Below are 13,946 nucleotides of genomic sequence, written 5' to 3' on the forward strand. Positions count from 1 at the left end.
ACGAATGCGTTGAACTCTGCATGCACATCATCCGTGAAGAGACGAACTCGGCCGGGTTGAAATCCTCCGAAGGGGTCCCGTCCCCGCGCGAGATCTGCAACGTGCTGGACGATTACGTGATCGGCCAGGCCCATGCCAAGCGCGTGCTCTCGGTCGCGGTTCATAACCACTACAAGCGCCTGAACAACTCCGGCAAGTCGGATATCGAACTGGCCAAGTCCAACATCCTGCTGATCGGCCCCACGGGCTGCGGCAAGACGCTGCTCGCGCAGACGCTGGCGCGCATTCTGGATGTGCCCTTCACCATGGCCGACGCTACCACGCTGACCGAAGCGGGTTACGTGGGCGAGGACGTGGAAAACATCATCCTCAAGCTTCTGCAGGCCAGCGAATACAATGTCGACCGGGCGCAGCGCGGCATCGTCTATATCGACGAGGTCGACAAGATCACCCGTAAGTCCGACAACCCCTCGATCACCCGCGACGTCTCGGGCGAGGGCGTGCAGCAGGCGCTTCTGAAGATCATGGAAGGCACCGTGGCTTCCGTGCCGCCGCAGGGCGGGCGCAAGCATCCGCAGCAGGAATTCCTGCAGGTGGACACCACCAACATCCTCTTCATCTGCGGCGGCGCCTTCGCGGGGCTCGACAAGATCATCGCGCAGCGCGGCAAGGGCAGCGCCATGGGCTTTGGCGCCGATGTGCGCGACGACAGCAACAAGACCGTGGGCGAGTATTTCAAGGATCTCGAACCCGAGGATCTGCTGAAATTCGGCCTGATCCCGGAATTCGTGGGCCGTCTGCCGGTGATCGCGACGCTCGAAGATCTCGATGAACCGGCGCTTGTTACCATCCTGACCGAGCCCAAGAACGCCCTGGTCAAGCAATACCAGCGCCTGTTCGAGCTGGAAGATGCCAAGCTCAAGTTCACCGATGATGCGCTTTCGGCCATTGCCAAGCGGGCGATCGAACGCAAGACCGGCGCGCGGGGCCTGCGCTCGATCATGGAGGACATCCTGCTAGACACCATGTTCGAACTGCCTGGCACCGAGGGCGTGGAAGAGGTTGTGGTAAACGAAGAGGCCGTGACCTCTGAGGCGCAGCCGCTGCTGATCTATACCGAGCGCAAGAAGGAAGAGCCTGCCACGGCAGGCTGACCTTGCGAAGAAAACCCGCTTGATTCCTGGAATCGGCGCTTTTTTCCGAAATCGACGCGTAAAGACCTGAACGGGGACCTATCTTGGTCCCCGATCGTGTTTTTGAGACTGTGCCGCCATGATCCTGCTCGACCTGTCCATCCGTGCCGCCGCCATCGCGCTGGCGCTGCTCAGTGCCGTTGCGCTGATGATCCCCGCCCAGACACGACCCGTGGGCCGCCCCGTCGCTGCGGTGGCGGTCACCATGACCTGCTATGCGCTTCTGTCCAGCCTGGCCGGGCCGGAGCTTCCGGGCTGGTCGATCCCGGGCCTTCTGGCGGGGGCGATCTTCGTGCCGCTGGCGGTCTGCTGGCTGGTGGTGACGCTGTTCCTGGACGACCCGCGCGATCGGTTGCCGTGGCTGGTGGCGGCGGGCATCGCGGTGGTGCTGGCCATTGCCAGCATCTGGGTGCCGGGGCTGGAGGTGGGCCGGGGTCTCGTGATGCTGGCCTTCTTCGCGGCGCTTCTGGTCATGGCGATCCGCACCGCGAAGGAAGATCTCGTCGTTGACCGGCTGAAGTTCCGCCCGGCCTTCCTGTCGGCCATTGCCGTTCTGGGTGTGTCGGTAACGGCGTCGGAACTGGTCTTCGGCTACAGGGCGGTTCCGGACGCGATGACGATGGCGCAGGGGCTGGCCTTCCTTGCGCTTGCCTTCGCCTATGCCCTGTGGATCCTCAAACCCGAGCCCAAGGCCTGCATCTGTTTCACCGAGCCTGTGAAACCCGCCGCGCCGGTCGACCGGCGGGCCGAGGCGGTAGATGCCTCGGTCGTGGCAGCGCTGGAAGAGGCGCTTGAGGCGGGGATCTGGCGGCGAGAGGGGTTGACCATTGCCGCCCTCGGGGCCGAGATCGGCGTGCCCGAACACCGCCTGCGCGCGGTCATCAACCAACGGCTCGGGTTCCGCAACTTCCCGACCTTCATCAACAGCTACCGCATCGCGGTCGCGAAAAAAGCGCTCAGTGATCCGCGCGCGGCCCGACGCACCATTCTGGAAATCGCCTTTGACGCGGGCTTTGCCTCGCTCGGGCCCTTCAACAAGGCGTTTCGCGACCAGACCGGGGAAAGCCCGTCGGAGTTCCGCCGCAGGGTCCTCGATTCCGGTCAAAGCCTCTCTGGTTTCGAAAATCCCCCGCCGATTTCGGAATCGGCGCGCGCCCGGCCACACTGAACGCCATCTGGGAGCCATCGCATATCAAAGGAGATGCTCCCATGACCCGACTGACCCTTGCCGCCCTTGCCCTTCTGGCCACCGTTTCCGCGGCCTGTGCCTTTCCCATCGCATGGATGCCGTCCGACTGGCCGCAACCGGGCAGCTTCGACGGCCCCGGCATCGTCACGAAGGACGAGCAGGGCCGCTGATCCCTAGCGCAGCCATAGCTTCGCGCGCTTGAGCTGATTGCGGATCGCCTGTTCCTTGCGGGGCAGGTGATCGCGGTCAAAGAGCGCGCGGGCCTTGGCCCCCTTGGCCTGGTAGATCATGCGCTTCATCGGTTCGTAGCCCTTGAGCACTTTCTTGATCCTGTTGGGGGCGCTGACCACTTCCAGCACATCGACCACGCGCTGCGCCTCGCGCGCGTAGAGCAGCGGTAACAGCCTGTAGTGACAGGAATGCGAGCCGTCGAGCCAACCTGCAGGCAACGCATCGCGCCCGCCGCCGAAGTAATGGATCACCAGCGGCAGGGCCACCTGGTCGAGCCAGGGATCGAGCGTCTGGCAGACCAGTTCCTCGGGCGGGTCGTTGCGGATCGAGGTGGCGTAGTCCAGGAACCGGGCGCCGAATTCCTGCGGGCAGCGGTAGTAGAAGAAACCCGCGTTGAAATAGAGATAGCGGCGCCAGTATTCGTCGGGCTGTGCAAGGTCTAGCGTGCTGTCGAAGTCGAGCCCGAAGCGGTCATAGAGCGCTTTCCAGGTCTCGCTATAGCCGGGGCCGTAAAGCTGGATCTCGGGCCATGTGCCCTCGACCTTCAGGCTGGCCGAGGGGCGCTCGAAGTCGAAGGGAACCTCGGTCAGGTCCCCCATGATCAGCGTATCGGTGTCGAAGAAGACGAAGGGTTCGCCCCTGGGCAGGGCCGAGAGCATCTCGATCTTGTTGCCATAGGGGTAGTCCTGTCCGAAATGCACGGATTCGAAGGGCAGGATCTCGGCCCCGTGGTCGGCCAGCAATTCGCGCACGGCCTTGTCGCCCATGCGCGGATCGCCCTGCCAGCGGGGGCCGGGCTGCGGTTCGGCTATGAAAAGGCGGCCCGGAAAGGACGGGTTGAAGGCGCGGAAGCTGGCCACGAACAGCGCCGCTTCATATTGCAGGCGACCGTTCTGGCCAACGACCACCACGTTGAATTTCTGCTTGGGCATACCGCTCACCGCCCCCGACCGTTTACTTTTGCGGGCACTCTAGCGGGCGGGCTCCCGCGTGGCTAGGCGTAGCTCTGGCCGAGGCGGCCGTAGAAGGTCATCCGCGCCGATTCCGACAGGGCGATGCCGGGTTCGGAGTTATAGGCCAGCACTACGAGGATGCGCTTTCGCCCCCCTTGCGTGGGCGTCACCCGATGGATCGAGTTGCGCCCCCGGAACAGCACCAGCGTGCCGGGGTCGATGGCCAGCACCTCGGGCGTGCTGCGCCCGTCCAGCAGGTCGGCCACCCCTTCGAAGTTCATCTCGCCCGCCTCGGCGTCGCGCAGGTCCTTGATATATTCAAACGCGCCGCCGCCTTCGGGCTTTTGCAGCAACAGCGTGATGGCGAATTCCGAGTTGTCGAAATGCCAGTTCAGTTCCTTGCCTTCCGGTGCGTAGTGCACGTTGATCGAGGACAGGCTGTCGGCATAGGGGTAAAGCGCCTTTTCCCCCACGACGGCGGCGATGAAGGCACGGAAATCGGGGTCGTCATAGAGCCTTTGCAGGGCCGAGGTCCCTGGCACCTGGTCGGTGCAGATGCAGCCCTTGGAGGACACGACCTGCCGGTTGAAGACGTGATCTGCGGGCAGGCTCTCGTCGATCGGGGTCAGATAGACGTTGTGGGTCGAGGCGGTGTAGAACGCCTTGTCGGCCTCTGCCTCGGCTTCGGCCACGAGGGCCGCGACCGTTTCGGGGCGCAGGAACCCCGGCAAGGTCACCACCCCGTCCCGATCGAGCCGCGCGGCGCAGTCGGCTGCCAGTGACGGCGCGGCCAGGGGATAGGTTTTGGTATCGACGATCGTGTCCAGCTGGCCCATGCGTTCCGCGTCCCTCGTTGTCATTGCGCTGCAAACCATGCGCGGGCCGGGGGCAGGGGCGCAAGCCTTCTTTGGGATATTGACGCCCATGCGTCCCGCCGCAAGGGTAGGGGCGCAACCCGGGAGCCCTGCATGAAGTTTTCCGCCAATCTTGGATTTCTCTGGACCGACCGCCCCTTGCCCGAGGCGGTCCGGGCGGCGAAGGCGGCTGGCTTCGACGCGGTGGAATGCCACTGGCCCTATGACGTTCCGGCCCGGGACCTGCGCGCCGCCTTGCAGGAGACGGGGCTGCCCATGTTGGGGCTGAACACGCGCCGGGGCGATGTTGCGGCCGGCGAAAACGGGCTGGCCGCGCTGCCTGGGCGCGAGACCGAGGCGCGCGCGGCTATCGACGAAGGCCTGGCCTACGGGGCCGAGATCGGGGCCGCCAACCTGCATGTCATGGCGGGGTTTGCACAGGGCGAAGACGCAGAGGCGGCCTTTCGCGCCAACCTTTCCTATGCCTGCGCGCGGGCGGCAGAACGATCCATGACGATCCTGATAGAGCCGCTCAACCGCTATGACGCGCCGGGCTATTTCCTGTCCACCACCGGGCAGGCCAAGGCCCTGATCCAGGACATCGCCGCGCCCAACCTGCGGCTGATGTTCGACTGCTACCACGTGCAATTGATGGAGGGCGATCTCAGCCACCGGCTCGCCGATCTCCTGCCGCTGATCGGGCATATCCAGTTCGCCTCGGTCCCCGACCGGGGGGCACCCGATCATGGCGAGGTGAACTATGACCACGTATTCGGCGTGATCGCGGAACTGGGATGGAACAGCCCCCTGGGCGCGGAATACAAACCCGGCCCTGACACGGACAAAAGCCTCGGCTGGCTGGCCCGCCAAAGGCGGTCCACCACCCCTGTTGCCTGACCTGTCTTGATCTGGAGGAGGATGGTGGGCGACCCTGGAATCGAACCAGGCGTGGGTCTCCCCGGCGGAGTTACAGTCCGCTGCCGCACCTTGCAGCACGTCGCCCTTGCATCGGTCCTTCGACCGAACGCCGGGTGGGGATAATCCGCCCGTCCGGGGGCGTCAAGACGAAAATCGGCGGAAGGGGGACTGGACTTTGCCCGGCCCTCGGGCATAGCTGCCCCGCGAGCGTGAAAGGACCCGAAATCATGAAGAAACCGGCCTGGGTGATCGAAAAGGAACGCGCCAAGCGGGCGGCTTCGGCGGAAACCGTCTGGCTCTTTGGCCTGCACGCGGTGCGCGACGCGCTGATGAACCCCGCGCGCGAACGGTTGCGGCTGGTCGTCACCAAGAACGCCGCCGACCGTCTGGCCGAGGCGATTGCCGAGGCGGGGATGGAGCCCGAGATCGCCGATCCGCGCAAGTTCCCGGTGCCGCTCGATCCGGGCTCGGTGCACCAGGGGGCGGCGCTGGAGGTCAAGCCGCTCGACTGGGGCAAGCTCAGGGACCTGTGCCAGACCGGTCCGCACGCGCCGCGTCTTGTGCTTCTTGACCGGGTGACGGACCCCCATAACGTGGGCGCGATCCTGCGTTCGGCGGAAGTGTTCGGCGCACGGGCGGTCATTGCGCCCCATCGCCATTCCGCGCCCGAGACCGGCGCGCTGGCCAAGACCGCCTCGGGGGCGCTGGAACGCCAGCCCTATCTGCGCGTCAAGAACCTGGGCGACGCCATGCTGGAGCTGCGCGAGATGGGCTATACGCTGATCGGGCTTGCGGGCGAGGGCGAGACGGTGATCGACGATCTTACGCCCGACCTCGCCGATCGTCCCGTCGCGCTGGTGCTTGGGGCCGAGGGCCCGGGCCTGCGCGAACGCACGCGCGAGCTGTGCGATCACCTGGTGCGTATCCCCTTCGCGGGCGAATTTGGCTCGCTCAACGTCTCGAATGCGGCGGCCGTGTCCCTATATGCAGTGACGAGAGGCGTGAAAGGGACCTGATGACCACGAAGATTGCCACCTGCTGCTATTGCGGATCGCGGACCATGCTGAAGCTGACAGCGCGGCAGGGGCATGAGCTGGCCTGCGGGCGCTGCGGGGCGCCGCTGCACGAGATGAAGGCGCTGAAGCTGGAGCCTGAACGCCCGGCCCGGCGCGCAAGCGCAGTGGCCGATCCCGTGCAGGACTGGCGCCGGGAGGAAGCCTATCGCCCCCGCAAGAAAAAGAAGCGCAGCAAGCCCCTGTGGTCGCGCGCGCTGGAAGAGGCCTTCGACGTGATCGAGGACATCTTCGACTGACGTCCGATCACAGTTGCGTCAGGGGGGCTTTCCCGAAAGCGCCTGCGCCATGATCTTGGGGGACGAAGCCGCAAGGAGAAAGCCCATGATCCCCCGCCGCGCCGCCCTTGGCCTTCTGGCCGCCGCCCCTGCCTTGGTTGCCCTTGCGCGGGTTGCACGCGCCTCGACGCCACCGGTCTTCGCAACCGACGGGATCGCCATCAACGGCATCGACCCGGTCGCCTATTTCACCCAGTCTGCCCCGGTTGCAGGGCAGGCGGGGTTCGCGGTGAACTGGATGGGGGCGCGCTGGCTTTTTTCCTCGGTCGAGAACCGAGACCGTTTCGCCGCCGACCCCACGGCCTTTGCGCCCGCTTACGGGGGCTACTGTGCCTGGGCAGCGTCGCGTGGCTATGTTGCAGACACGGTCCCCGAAGCCTGGACGATCCACGACGGGCGGCTGTTTCTGAACGCGTCGCTGCGGATTCGGCGCAGATGGGAACGCGACATTCCCGGAAACGTGGCCCTGGCGGATGCGAATTGGCCAGCGAGTCTTGGGTGATTTCGATTTTCAATCACTTTTTCGTTTCACCCCCTTACATTTGGGGAAATCGTTGCTAAATTATCACTCAGGCGCCCGGTTCGGAACACCGCCGCGCCCATCACTGTCCCTCGTTCCGCACTTGCGCCCGCTGCGAATTCCGCTGCGGGCGCTTTTTTGATGTGCTATCGGTCAGGCCATGACGACGACTCCTTCCGATGACCTGCTGCGCAAGATTCTGCGCGAAAGCAAAACCTTCGCCTGCGTGGGCGTGTCGCCCAACCCGGTGCGGCCCTCGCATTACGTCGCGCGCTACCTGCGGCTGAAGGGGTTTCGGGTGATCCCGGTCAATCCCGGTCAGGCGGGCACGCAGCTCTTTGGCGAAACCGTTGTGGCCTCGCTGTCTCAGATCGACGGCCCGGTCGACGTGGTCGATATCTTCCGCAGGTCCGAAGCGGTGCCGCCGATTGTCGATGAAGCGCTGGATCATTTCCCCAAGCTCAAGACCATCTGGATGCAGATCGGGGTGGAGCACGCGGAGGCAGCGGCCAAGGCCGAGGCGCGGGGCGTTCAGGTGATCCAGAACCGCTGTCCGAAGATCGAGTATCAGCGGCTTTTCGGCGAGCTGCGCATGGGCGGGTTCAATACCGGGATCATCAGCTCCAAGCTCTGATCAGCGCAGCCTGTCCGTCGCAGCAAAGGCATGTCGGTTGTCTAGCGGTTAGCCTTCTCCGCGATGCCGGAGGTGCCCTCGCGCCGCTCAAGCTCCGCCAGAACATCGGCCAGCGTCACGTCGCGGGCGGCGAGCATGACGAGCAGGTGATAGAGCACATCCGCAGCCTCCGATGTCAGCCGCGCACGGTCGCCCTTCACCGCTTCGATGATGGCCTCTACCGCCTCTTCCCCGAATTTCTCGGCGCATTTCTCGGGCCCCTTGGCCAGAAGTTTCGCGGTCCAGGAACTGTCGGGGTCGGCCCCCTTGCGGGCGTCGATCGTGGCGGCAAGGCGGGAAAGCGTGGTCATGAGAGCCTCACGGGGATACCGGCGGCGGCCATGTGGGCCTTGGCCTCGGCAATGGTGTAGTCGCCGAAATGGAAGATCGAAGCGGCCAGCACGGCCGACGCCCCGCCTTCGGTCACGCCTTCGACGAGGTGATCGAGATTGCCGACCCCGCCCGACGCGATGACCGGCACCGGCACCGCATCGGAAATGGCGCGGGTCAGCGGCAGGTTGAAGCCCGCCCGCGTGCCGTCGCGATCCATCGAGGTCAGCAGGATTTCACCGGCCCCCTTGGCCACGACCGTGCGGGCAAACGCCACCGCGTCGATGCCCGTGGGCTTGCGCCCGCCATGGGTGAAGATCTCCCATTTGCCGGGCGATACGGTCTTGGCGTCGATGGCCACCACGATGCACTGGCTGCCGAACTTGTCGGCGGCGCGGGCCACGACATCCGGGTCGGCCACGGCGGCGGAGTTGAAGCTCACCTTGTCGGCCCCTGCAAGCAGCAGGTTCCGCACGTCCTCGACCGTGCGCACACCGCCGCCGATCGTGAGCGGCATGAAGCACTGCTCGGCCGTGCGGGTGGCGAGGTCATACATGGTGCCGCGGTTGTCGTGGGTCGCGTGAATGTCGAGGAAACAGAGCTCGTCCGCCCCGGCGGCATCATAGGCGCGTGCCGATTCCACCGGGTCGCCCGCGTCGATCAGGTCGACGAAATTGACACCCTTCACCACGCGCCCGTCGGCCACGTCGAGGCAGGGGATGATCCGGGTCTTCAGCATGGGCCTGTCCGCTTCTCTGGTCCTGTCCGTCTTTAGGCAGCACGGCGCGGGAATGCAAATCCCCTCAGGCGCTCAGGGCCGCCAGCGCCTCGCCCAGGTCCAGCGCCCCATCGTAAAGCGCCCGGCCAGAAATCGCGCCCGCGATGACGCCGGTGTCGCGCAGGGCAATGAGGTCGGCCAGCGAAGAGACCCCGCCCGAGGCGATGACGGGTATGGAGACCGCGCGCGCCAGCGCCTCGGTCGCCTCAACGTTCGGGCCTTGCATGGCCCCGTCGCGGTTGATGTCGGTATAGATGATGGCCGCGACGCCCGCGTCCTCGAAGCTGTGCGCAAGGTCGGTGACCATCACGTCGGTTTCCTCGGCCCATCCCTTGGTGGCGACCCGGCCATTCCTTGCATCGATGCCGACGGCCACCTTGCCTGGAAACGCCTTGGCCGCCTCGCGCACCAGCGCAGGGTTTTCCACCGCGACCGTGCCCAGGATCACCCGCGCGATGCCCTTCTCGATCCACATGGCGATTGTGGCCATGTCACGGATGCCGCCGCCAAGCTGCGCGGGGACGGAGGTTTCCGCCAGGATCGCCTCGACCGCCGCGCCGTTCACGGGCTCGCCCGCGAAGGCGCCGTTGAGGTCCACCAGGTGCAGCCAGTCGCAGCCCGCCGCCTCGAAGGCCTTGGCCTGTTCCGCCGGGCGGTCGTGAAAGACGGTCGCCTTCTCCATCTCGCCCTTATAGAGCCGTACGGCCTGGCCGTCCTTGAGGTCGATGGCGGGGTAGAGGATCATCGGGCGCACCTTTCACTGGGCATCATGCTTCGGCGCCCTTTTGCCGGATCGGCGCAGGCTTGCCAAGGCAACCCAACGTCAGGCTTGCCAGAATGCCGCACTTGCCGCCAAACTGCCCGCGGTTCTTGGGAGGACACCAGAATGAAAACTGCACTTATCGCTCTTGCTGCCATCGTTGGCATGGCCGGTATCGCGGCCGCGGATCCGATCGAAGGCCGCTGGCGCACGGCGCCCGATGACAACGGCAATTCCGGCATGATCGAGGTCGTGCCCTGCGGCAACGCCTTCTGCGGCACGCTCATCCAGGCCTATGACGCCTCGGGTAACCCGATGGAAAGCGAAAACGTGGGCCGGATGATCATCTCGGAGATGCAGCCCCATGGTGGCGGCGAATACCGGGGCCGGATCTACTCGCCGGACCGCGACCGCACCTATAACAGCCGTGTTCAGCTCTCGGGCAACTCCATGGCCGTTCGCGGCTGCGTCCTGGGGATTTGCCGGGATGGCGGCACCTGGAGCCGCGCCAACTGATCGCCCCCCCCGCGCCGGTCATCCATTGGCGCGGGCCTGCTGTCATTGTTCCTGAAATATCCCGGGGGTCCGGGGGCAGAGCCCCCGCGCGGCCCGACGATCCCTTCGTGTCAGGCGAAGGGTGAGGAGGGCCGCCCCGGGTCGACGCCGAAGGCGGCGACACCGTGCCGGATCAGGGACGCCAGCCGAGGAAATTCGAAATGAGCCGGAGCCCCGCGCGCTGGCTCTTTTCGGGGTGGAACTGGGTGCCCACCACGTTGTCGCGCCCCACGATGGCAGTAATCGGTCCGCCATAGTCCACATGCGCCAGCAGCTGAGCCGGGTCGCTAACCTTCATGTGGTAGCTGTGCACGAAATAGGCGTGATCGCCGGTGCCGAGCCCTTCAAGCACGGGATGCGGCTGGTCGATCACAAGGTCGTTCCAGCCCATATGCGGCACTTTCAGGGCGGGGTCCGAGGGGACGATCTTCACCACCTCGCCGGGGATCCAGCCAAACCCCTCCACGTCCTCGTATTCGCGGCCCCAGCCCGTCAGCATCTGCATGCCCACGCAGATGCCCAGGAAGGGCACGCCGCGCGTCTCGACCGCCTCGATCAAGGCCTCTTCCAGCCCGTCGATGGCCTGAAGGCCGCGCCGGCAGGCCGGGAAGGCACCGTCGCCGGGCAGCACGATGCGGCTGGCGCTGGCCACCACGTCGGGATCGGCCGTCACCACGACGGCCCCGTGCCCGCCCTCAGCGGCCATGCGCTGAAAGGCCTTCTCTGCCGAGTGCAGGTTACCGCTCTCGTAATCCACCAGGACCGTGGTCATCGTTTACAGGGTTCCCTTGGTCGAGGGGATGGCATCGGCCTTGCGCGGGTCAGGCTCGACAGCCTGGCGCAGGGCGCGGGCCACGGCCTTGAAGGCGGCTTCCGCGATGTGGTGGCTGTTGAAGCCATGGACCTGGTCCACGTGCAGGGTGATGCCGCCATGGGTGGCCAGCGCCTGGAAGAACTCGCGCACCAGCTCGCTGTCGAAGCTGCCGATCTTGGGCGTGGGCAGGGTGACGTTCCACACCAGGAAGGGCCGCGCCGACAGGTCCAGCGCCGCGCGAACCTGCGCGTCGTCCATCGGCAGGTGGCAGTCGCCGTAGCGCCGGATGCCGCGCTTGTCGCCAAGCGCCGCCACCAGCGCCTGTCCAAGCGCGATACCGGTATCCTCGACCGTGTGGTGGTCGTCGATATGGGTGTCGCCCGTGGCGCGGATCGTCATGTCGATCAGCGAATGGCGGCTGAGCTGGTCCAGCATGTGGTCGAAGAAGCCGACCCCGGTCTGGTTGTCATAGGCACCGGTCCCGTCGAGATTGATCTCGACCGAAATCTCGGTTTCAGCCGTCTTGCGGGTGATCGTCGCTTTGCGCATCTGGGGCTCCGCCTTTGGAAGTTAGGGCCTTATAGGCGGCAAAGCCCGGGTCGAAAAGGGGGAGAGCGGCCCGAAGGGCCGCCCCCGGATGTCTCACTGAAGCGTCACGTCGCCCACGTAATCCTCCAGGAAGTAGATCTGGTAGGTGCCCGGGGCGCCATTGCCCAGGAAATAGAGGCTCATGTCGATGGTCTGCGGGTCGTTCTGCCAGCTTAGCGAATTGGTCCATTCGATGCGGGGCGAAGAGCCGCTGGACTGCGAACCGAGCGGCACAAGCGGCGCGCCATCGGGGCTGACCAGCGAGAACCAGGTGTTGCGGATGAAGGCGGCGTTTTCACCCGTCTGCGCGTCCGTGTCGGTCGAGAAGGCGGGGGTGATGTCGAAATCGAGCCGCAGCATGGTGCCTACCACGGGGGCCATTCTGCCGGGCACATCGGTGCCGTTCAGCCGCGATTCCGCGCTGAGCGGTTCGGCCCGGCGCAGGGCGGTCGGGGTGATGGTCATGGTCTGGGATGGCGAGATCACCGGGGACAGTTCGACGGCCAGGTTGACGGGCACTTCCAGCATCTCGTCATCTTCACCGATGATCAGCGTGGCCGAGCTTACGTCTCGCGGCAGATACCAGATGCCGTTGAAAAAGACCTGGGCGGTTTCGTTGGGCCAGTCGCGCGGGCGACGTTCGCTCAGGCTTCCGGCCGAAGGCTGGAACACGCCGAACCAGTCATAGCGGCCCTGGGCGCGGCGGCCCTCGTCTTCGCCGGGAAGCTGCAACATGATGTCGGACGAGCTGACTGACACCCGGTCGAGGTCTTCGGACCAGGCCACGTCGAAGACGGCCCGGATGTAGAAGAACTGCCCATCCGGCCCACCCAGTTCGTAGGGTGCGCAGCAGAACGAGCCCGAGTTGCCGGAATGATCCACCAGCGTTTCATAGCGATAGACGCTCATGCCAGAGAGCGTCAGGGGCGATTGGGCAAGAACGGGCAGGGCGCCTAGCGCGCCTAGCCCCAGGGTGGCCAGCGCGGTCAGGATACGGGTCATCGAAGGTCCTCCAGCAAAAAAGTTCTTTGTAATGGGCGAAAGTGTTCGAAAGCCCGCGCCGAATTGCAACAAAAAAAGGCCTGTTGGCCGGGCATTGCGGCATGCGGATGCCTGGACTTGACTAAATGTCATAAATACACTAAATAGGTCCTGCGCTCCATCGTTTTCCCGCGCGACGCTTATTTCCCACGGCCTTCGACCCGTCCCTGAACCGTTTTTTTGAAGGAGAGATTTCCCGATGACCCGTCGTTTTGTTCTGTCGCCCAAAGCCCTTCTGCTTGCCGCAGGCCTTGCAGCCGCCATGCCCGTGGGGGCCTTTGCGCAGTCGCTCATGTCATCGACCTATGGCGATCTCGTGGTGACGATTTCCGGCAATGGCTCGATGGGCTCTCGCAGCACCTTTGCGGGGATCGAAGCGACGCTAGGCGACCACCTGGTTCTGATCGCGCCTGAAAGCATCACCGTCGATGGCCAGAGCTATCCGGTCACGGCCAGTTCCGAGGTCTTCATCGACAACAGCGACGGGTTTTCCGTGACCGTGGATGGGGTCAGCCTCGTGGCGGAATCCGAGCTGGCGGAGCTCATGGCGCGCGCGGATGCGGGCGACGCTGTCGCGCAGCTGAACCTCGGAGTGGCCTATGCCCATGGCGAAGGTGTTGCCGAGGACCCGGCCCGCGCCGCTCAGTATTTCCGCCTGGCAGCCGAGCAGGGCGTGCCCGAGGCACAGTCGAACCTGGCTTATGCGCTCTATAACGGCGATGGCGTCGAGAACGACGATGCAGAAGCAATGCACTGGGCGGGGCTTGCCGCAAACCAGGGCAATGCCATCGCGATGCGGCTGGTGGCCTTCGGCCATTACCGTGGCCGGGGCTTTCCCGAAAACCACGCCGAGGCCGCGCGGATCTGGGCCGAGGCTGCCAATCTGGGCGACGACTATTCCGCCTATAACATGGGGATCATCGTGCGCGACGGGGATGGTGTGTTGCAGGATGATGCGCTGGCAATCCTGTGGTTCGAACGGGCGGCTGAACTGGGCCATCCCGATGCCGAGGCGCGCCTTGCGGAAATGCGCGGCCAGTGACGCGCGCAAAACAAAAAGGCCCCCGGAAATCCGGAGGCCTTTTTGATTGGAGCGGGCGATGAGATTCGAACTCACGACCCTTACCTTGGCAAGGTAATGCTCTACCCCTGAGCTACGCCCGCTCTGTGGAGGCGGTATTTAGTCGGCTGGCGGGAG

The 13,946-nt window shown here is 65.2% G+C and carries 18 protein-coding genes and 2 tRNA genes; 10 read left to right on the forward strand and 10 right to left on the reverse strand.

Going from position 1 to position 13,946, the window contains the following annotated elements; translation table 11 throughout:
- The 3 genes from clpX to ACEQXV_RS09875 all read left to right on the forward strand — a co-directional run.
- On the forward strand, positions 1-1,154 hold a 1,154-nt coding region (clpX, locus tag ACEQXV_RS09865), incomplete at its 5' end, for an ATP-dependent Clp protease ATP-binding subunit ClpX (protein ID WP_370268976.1).
- Between the two features lie 118 nt (positions 1,155-1,272).
- Positions 1,273-2,361 carry a helix-turn-helix domain-containing protein gene (locus tag ACEQXV_RS09870; protein ID WP_370254727.1) on the forward strand — a complete coding sequence of 363 codons (1,089 nt, stop codon included), beginning with the start codon at positions 1,273-1,275 and terminating at the stop codon, positions 2,359-2,361.
- A 41-nt stretch (positions 2,362-2,402) separates the two neighbouring features.
- Positions 2,403-2,552: a hypothetical protein gene (locus tag ACEQXV_RS09875; protein WP_370254725.1), complete on the forward strand. Its 150-nt coding sequence runs from the start codon at positions 2,403-2,405 to the stop codon at positions 2,550-2,552.
- 3 nt (positions 2,553-2,555) lie between these two features.
- Here the strand turns inward: ACEQXV_RS09875 and ACEQXV_RS09880 are convergent, their stop codons facing one another.
- Positions 2,556-3,545 (reverse strand): hypothetical protein, encoded by a 990-nt coding sequence (locus tag ACEQXV_RS09880; protein ID WP_370254723.1) that lies wholly within the window; start codon positions 3,543-3,545, stop codon positions 2,556-2,558.
- 62 nt (positions 3,546-3,607) lie between these two features.
- Positions 3,608-4,426, reverse strand: a complete 819-nt coding sequence (locus ACEQXV_RS09885; protein ID WP_372525600.1) for a 2OG-Fe(II) oxygenase — start codon at positions 4,424-4,426, stop codon at positions 3,608-3,610.
- A gap of 108 nt (positions 4,427-4,534) precedes the next feature.
- Between ACEQXV_RS09885 and ACEQXV_RS09890 the strand changes: the two genes are divergently transcribed.
- The gene (locus ACEQXV_RS09890; RefSeq protein WP_370254720.1) at positions 4,535-5,317 is read left to right on the forward strand and encodes a hydroxypyruvate isomerase family protein; all 783 of its coding nucleotides are present in this window, start codon (positions 4,535-4,537) and stop codon (positions 5,315-5,317) included.
- Between the two features lie 22 nt (positions 5,318-5,339).
- Here ACEQXV_RS09890 and ACEQXV_RS09895 read toward each other — a convergent pair.
- A tRNA-Tyr gene (locus tag ACEQXV_RS09895) sits at positions 5,340-5,423 on the reverse strand.
- Between the two features lie 142 nt (positions 5,424-5,565).
- Between ACEQXV_RS09895 and rlmB the strand changes: the two genes are divergently transcribed.
- The 4 genes from rlmB (at position 5,566) to ACEQXV_RS09915 (ending at position 7,843) form a co-directional block, all read left to right on the forward strand.
- The gene (gene rlmB / locus ACEQXV_RS09900; protein WP_370254719.1) at positions 5,566-6,354 is read left to right on the forward strand and encodes a 23S rRNA (guanosine(2251)-2'-O)-methyltransferase RlmB; all 789 of its coding nucleotides are present in this window, start codon (positions 5,566-5,568) and stop codon (positions 6,352-6,354) included.
- Positions 6,354-6,650 (forward strand): hypothetical protein, encoded by a 297-nt coding sequence (locus ACEQXV_RS09905; RefSeq protein ID WP_370268978.1) that lies wholly within the window; start codon positions 6,354-6,356, stop codon positions 6,648-6,650. The genes rlmB and ACEQXV_RS09905 overlap by 1 nt, the downstream gene beginning before the upstream one ends.
- A gap of 85 nt (positions 6,651-6,735) precedes the next feature.
- Positions 6,736-7,191 (forward strand): YHS domain-containing (seleno)protein, encoded by a 456-nt coding sequence (locus tag ACEQXV_RS09910; RefSeq protein ID WP_370268979.1) that lies wholly within the window; start codon positions 6,736-6,738, stop codon positions 7,189-7,191.
- 178 nt (positions 7,192-7,369) lie between these two features.
- The gene (locus ACEQXV_RS09915) at positions 7,370-7,843 is read left to right on the forward strand and encodes a CoA-binding protein (RefSeq protein WP_370268981.1); all 474 of its coding nucleotides are present in this window, start codon (positions 7,370-7,372) and stop codon (positions 7,841-7,843) included.
- Between the two features lie 41 nt (positions 7,844-7,884).
- Here the strand turns inward: ACEQXV_RS09915 and ACEQXV_RS09920 are convergent, their stop codons facing one another.
- The 3 genes from ACEQXV_RS09920 to hisA all read right to left on the reverse strand — a co-directional run bounded on the left by ACEQXV_RS09920 (position 7,885) and on the right by hisA (position 9,735).
- Complete coding sequence (locus ACEQXV_RS09920; protein WP_370254713.1) at positions 7,885-8,193, reverse strand: phosphoribosyl-ATP diphosphatase; 309 nt, start codon at positions 8,191-8,193, stop codon at positions 7,885-7,887.
- Positions 8,190-8,951, reverse strand: a complete 762-nt coding sequence (hisF, locus tag ACEQXV_RS09925) for an imidazole glycerol phosphate synthase subunit HisF (protein ID WP_370268982.1) — start codon at positions 8,949-8,951, stop codon at positions 8,190-8,192. The genes ACEQXV_RS09920 and hisF overlap by 4 nt, the downstream gene beginning before the upstream one ends.
- A 64-nt stretch (positions 8,952-9,015) precedes the next feature.
- Positions 9,016-9,735, reverse strand: a complete 720-nt coding sequence (hisA, locus tag ACEQXV_RS09930; protein WP_370251088.1) for a 1-(5-phosphoribosyl)-5-[(5-phosphoribosylamino)methylideneamino]imidazole-4-carboxamide isomerase — start codon at positions 9,733-9,735, stop codon at positions 9,016-9,018.
- A 141-nt stretch (positions 9,736-9,876) separates the two neighbouring features.
- Between hisA and ACEQXV_RS09935 the strand changes: the two genes are divergently transcribed.
- Positions 9,877-10,266: a DUF2147 domain-containing protein gene (locus ACEQXV_RS09935; protein WP_370251087.1), complete on the forward strand. Its 390-nt coding sequence runs from the start codon at positions 9,877-9,879 to the stop codon at positions 10,264-10,266.
- A 172-nt stretch (positions 10,267-10,438) separates the two neighbouring features.
- On the opposite strand, the gene hisH is transcribed toward ACEQXV_RS09935, so the two are convergent.
- The 3 genes from hisH to ACEQXV_RS09950 all read right to left on the reverse strand — a co-directional run bounded on the left by hisH (position 10,439) and on the right by ACEQXV_RS09950 (position 12,709).
- Positions 10,439-11,077 carry an imidazole glycerol phosphate synthase subunit HisH gene (gene hisH / locus ACEQXV_RS09940; RefSeq protein WP_370251086.1) on the reverse strand — a complete coding sequence of 213 codons (639 nt, stop codon included), beginning with the start codon at positions 11,075-11,077 and terminating at the stop codon, positions 10,439-10,441.
- A 3-nt stretch (positions 11,078-11,080) separates the two neighbouring features.
- Positions 11,081-11,668, reverse strand: a complete 588-nt coding sequence (hisB, locus tag ACEQXV_RS09945) for an imidazoleglycerol-phosphate dehydratase HisB (protein ID WP_370268983.1) — start codon at positions 11,666-11,668, stop codon at positions 11,081-11,083.
- Positions 11,669-11,761: 93 nt separating this feature from the next.
- On the reverse strand, positions 11,762-12,709 hold the full coding sequence (locus ACEQXV_RS09950; protein ID WP_370251084.1) for a hypothetical protein: 948 nt from the start codon (positions 12,707-12,709) through the stop codon (positions 11,762-11,764).
- Between the two features lie 238 nt (positions 12,710-12,947).
- Here ACEQXV_RS09950 and ACEQXV_RS09955 point away from each other — a divergent pair, with 238 nt between their 5' ends.
- Positions 12,948-13,790, forward strand: coding sequence for a tetratricopeptide repeat protein (locus ACEQXV_RS09955; protein WP_370251083.1), 843 nt, complete (start codon positions 12,948-12,950; stop codon positions 13,788-13,790).
- Positions 13,791-13,837: 47 nt separating this feature from the next.
- Here the strand turns inward: ACEQXV_RS09955 and ACEQXV_RS09960 are convergent.
- A tRNA-Gly gene (locus ACEQXV_RS09960) sits at positions 13,838-13,912 on the reverse strand.
- Positions 13,913-13,946: the final 34 nt, after the last annotated feature.

The organism is Nioella sp. (assembly GCF_964229645.1).
GTDB lineage: Bacteria > Pseudomonadota > Alphaproteobacteria > Rhodobacterales > Rhodobacteraceae > Nioella.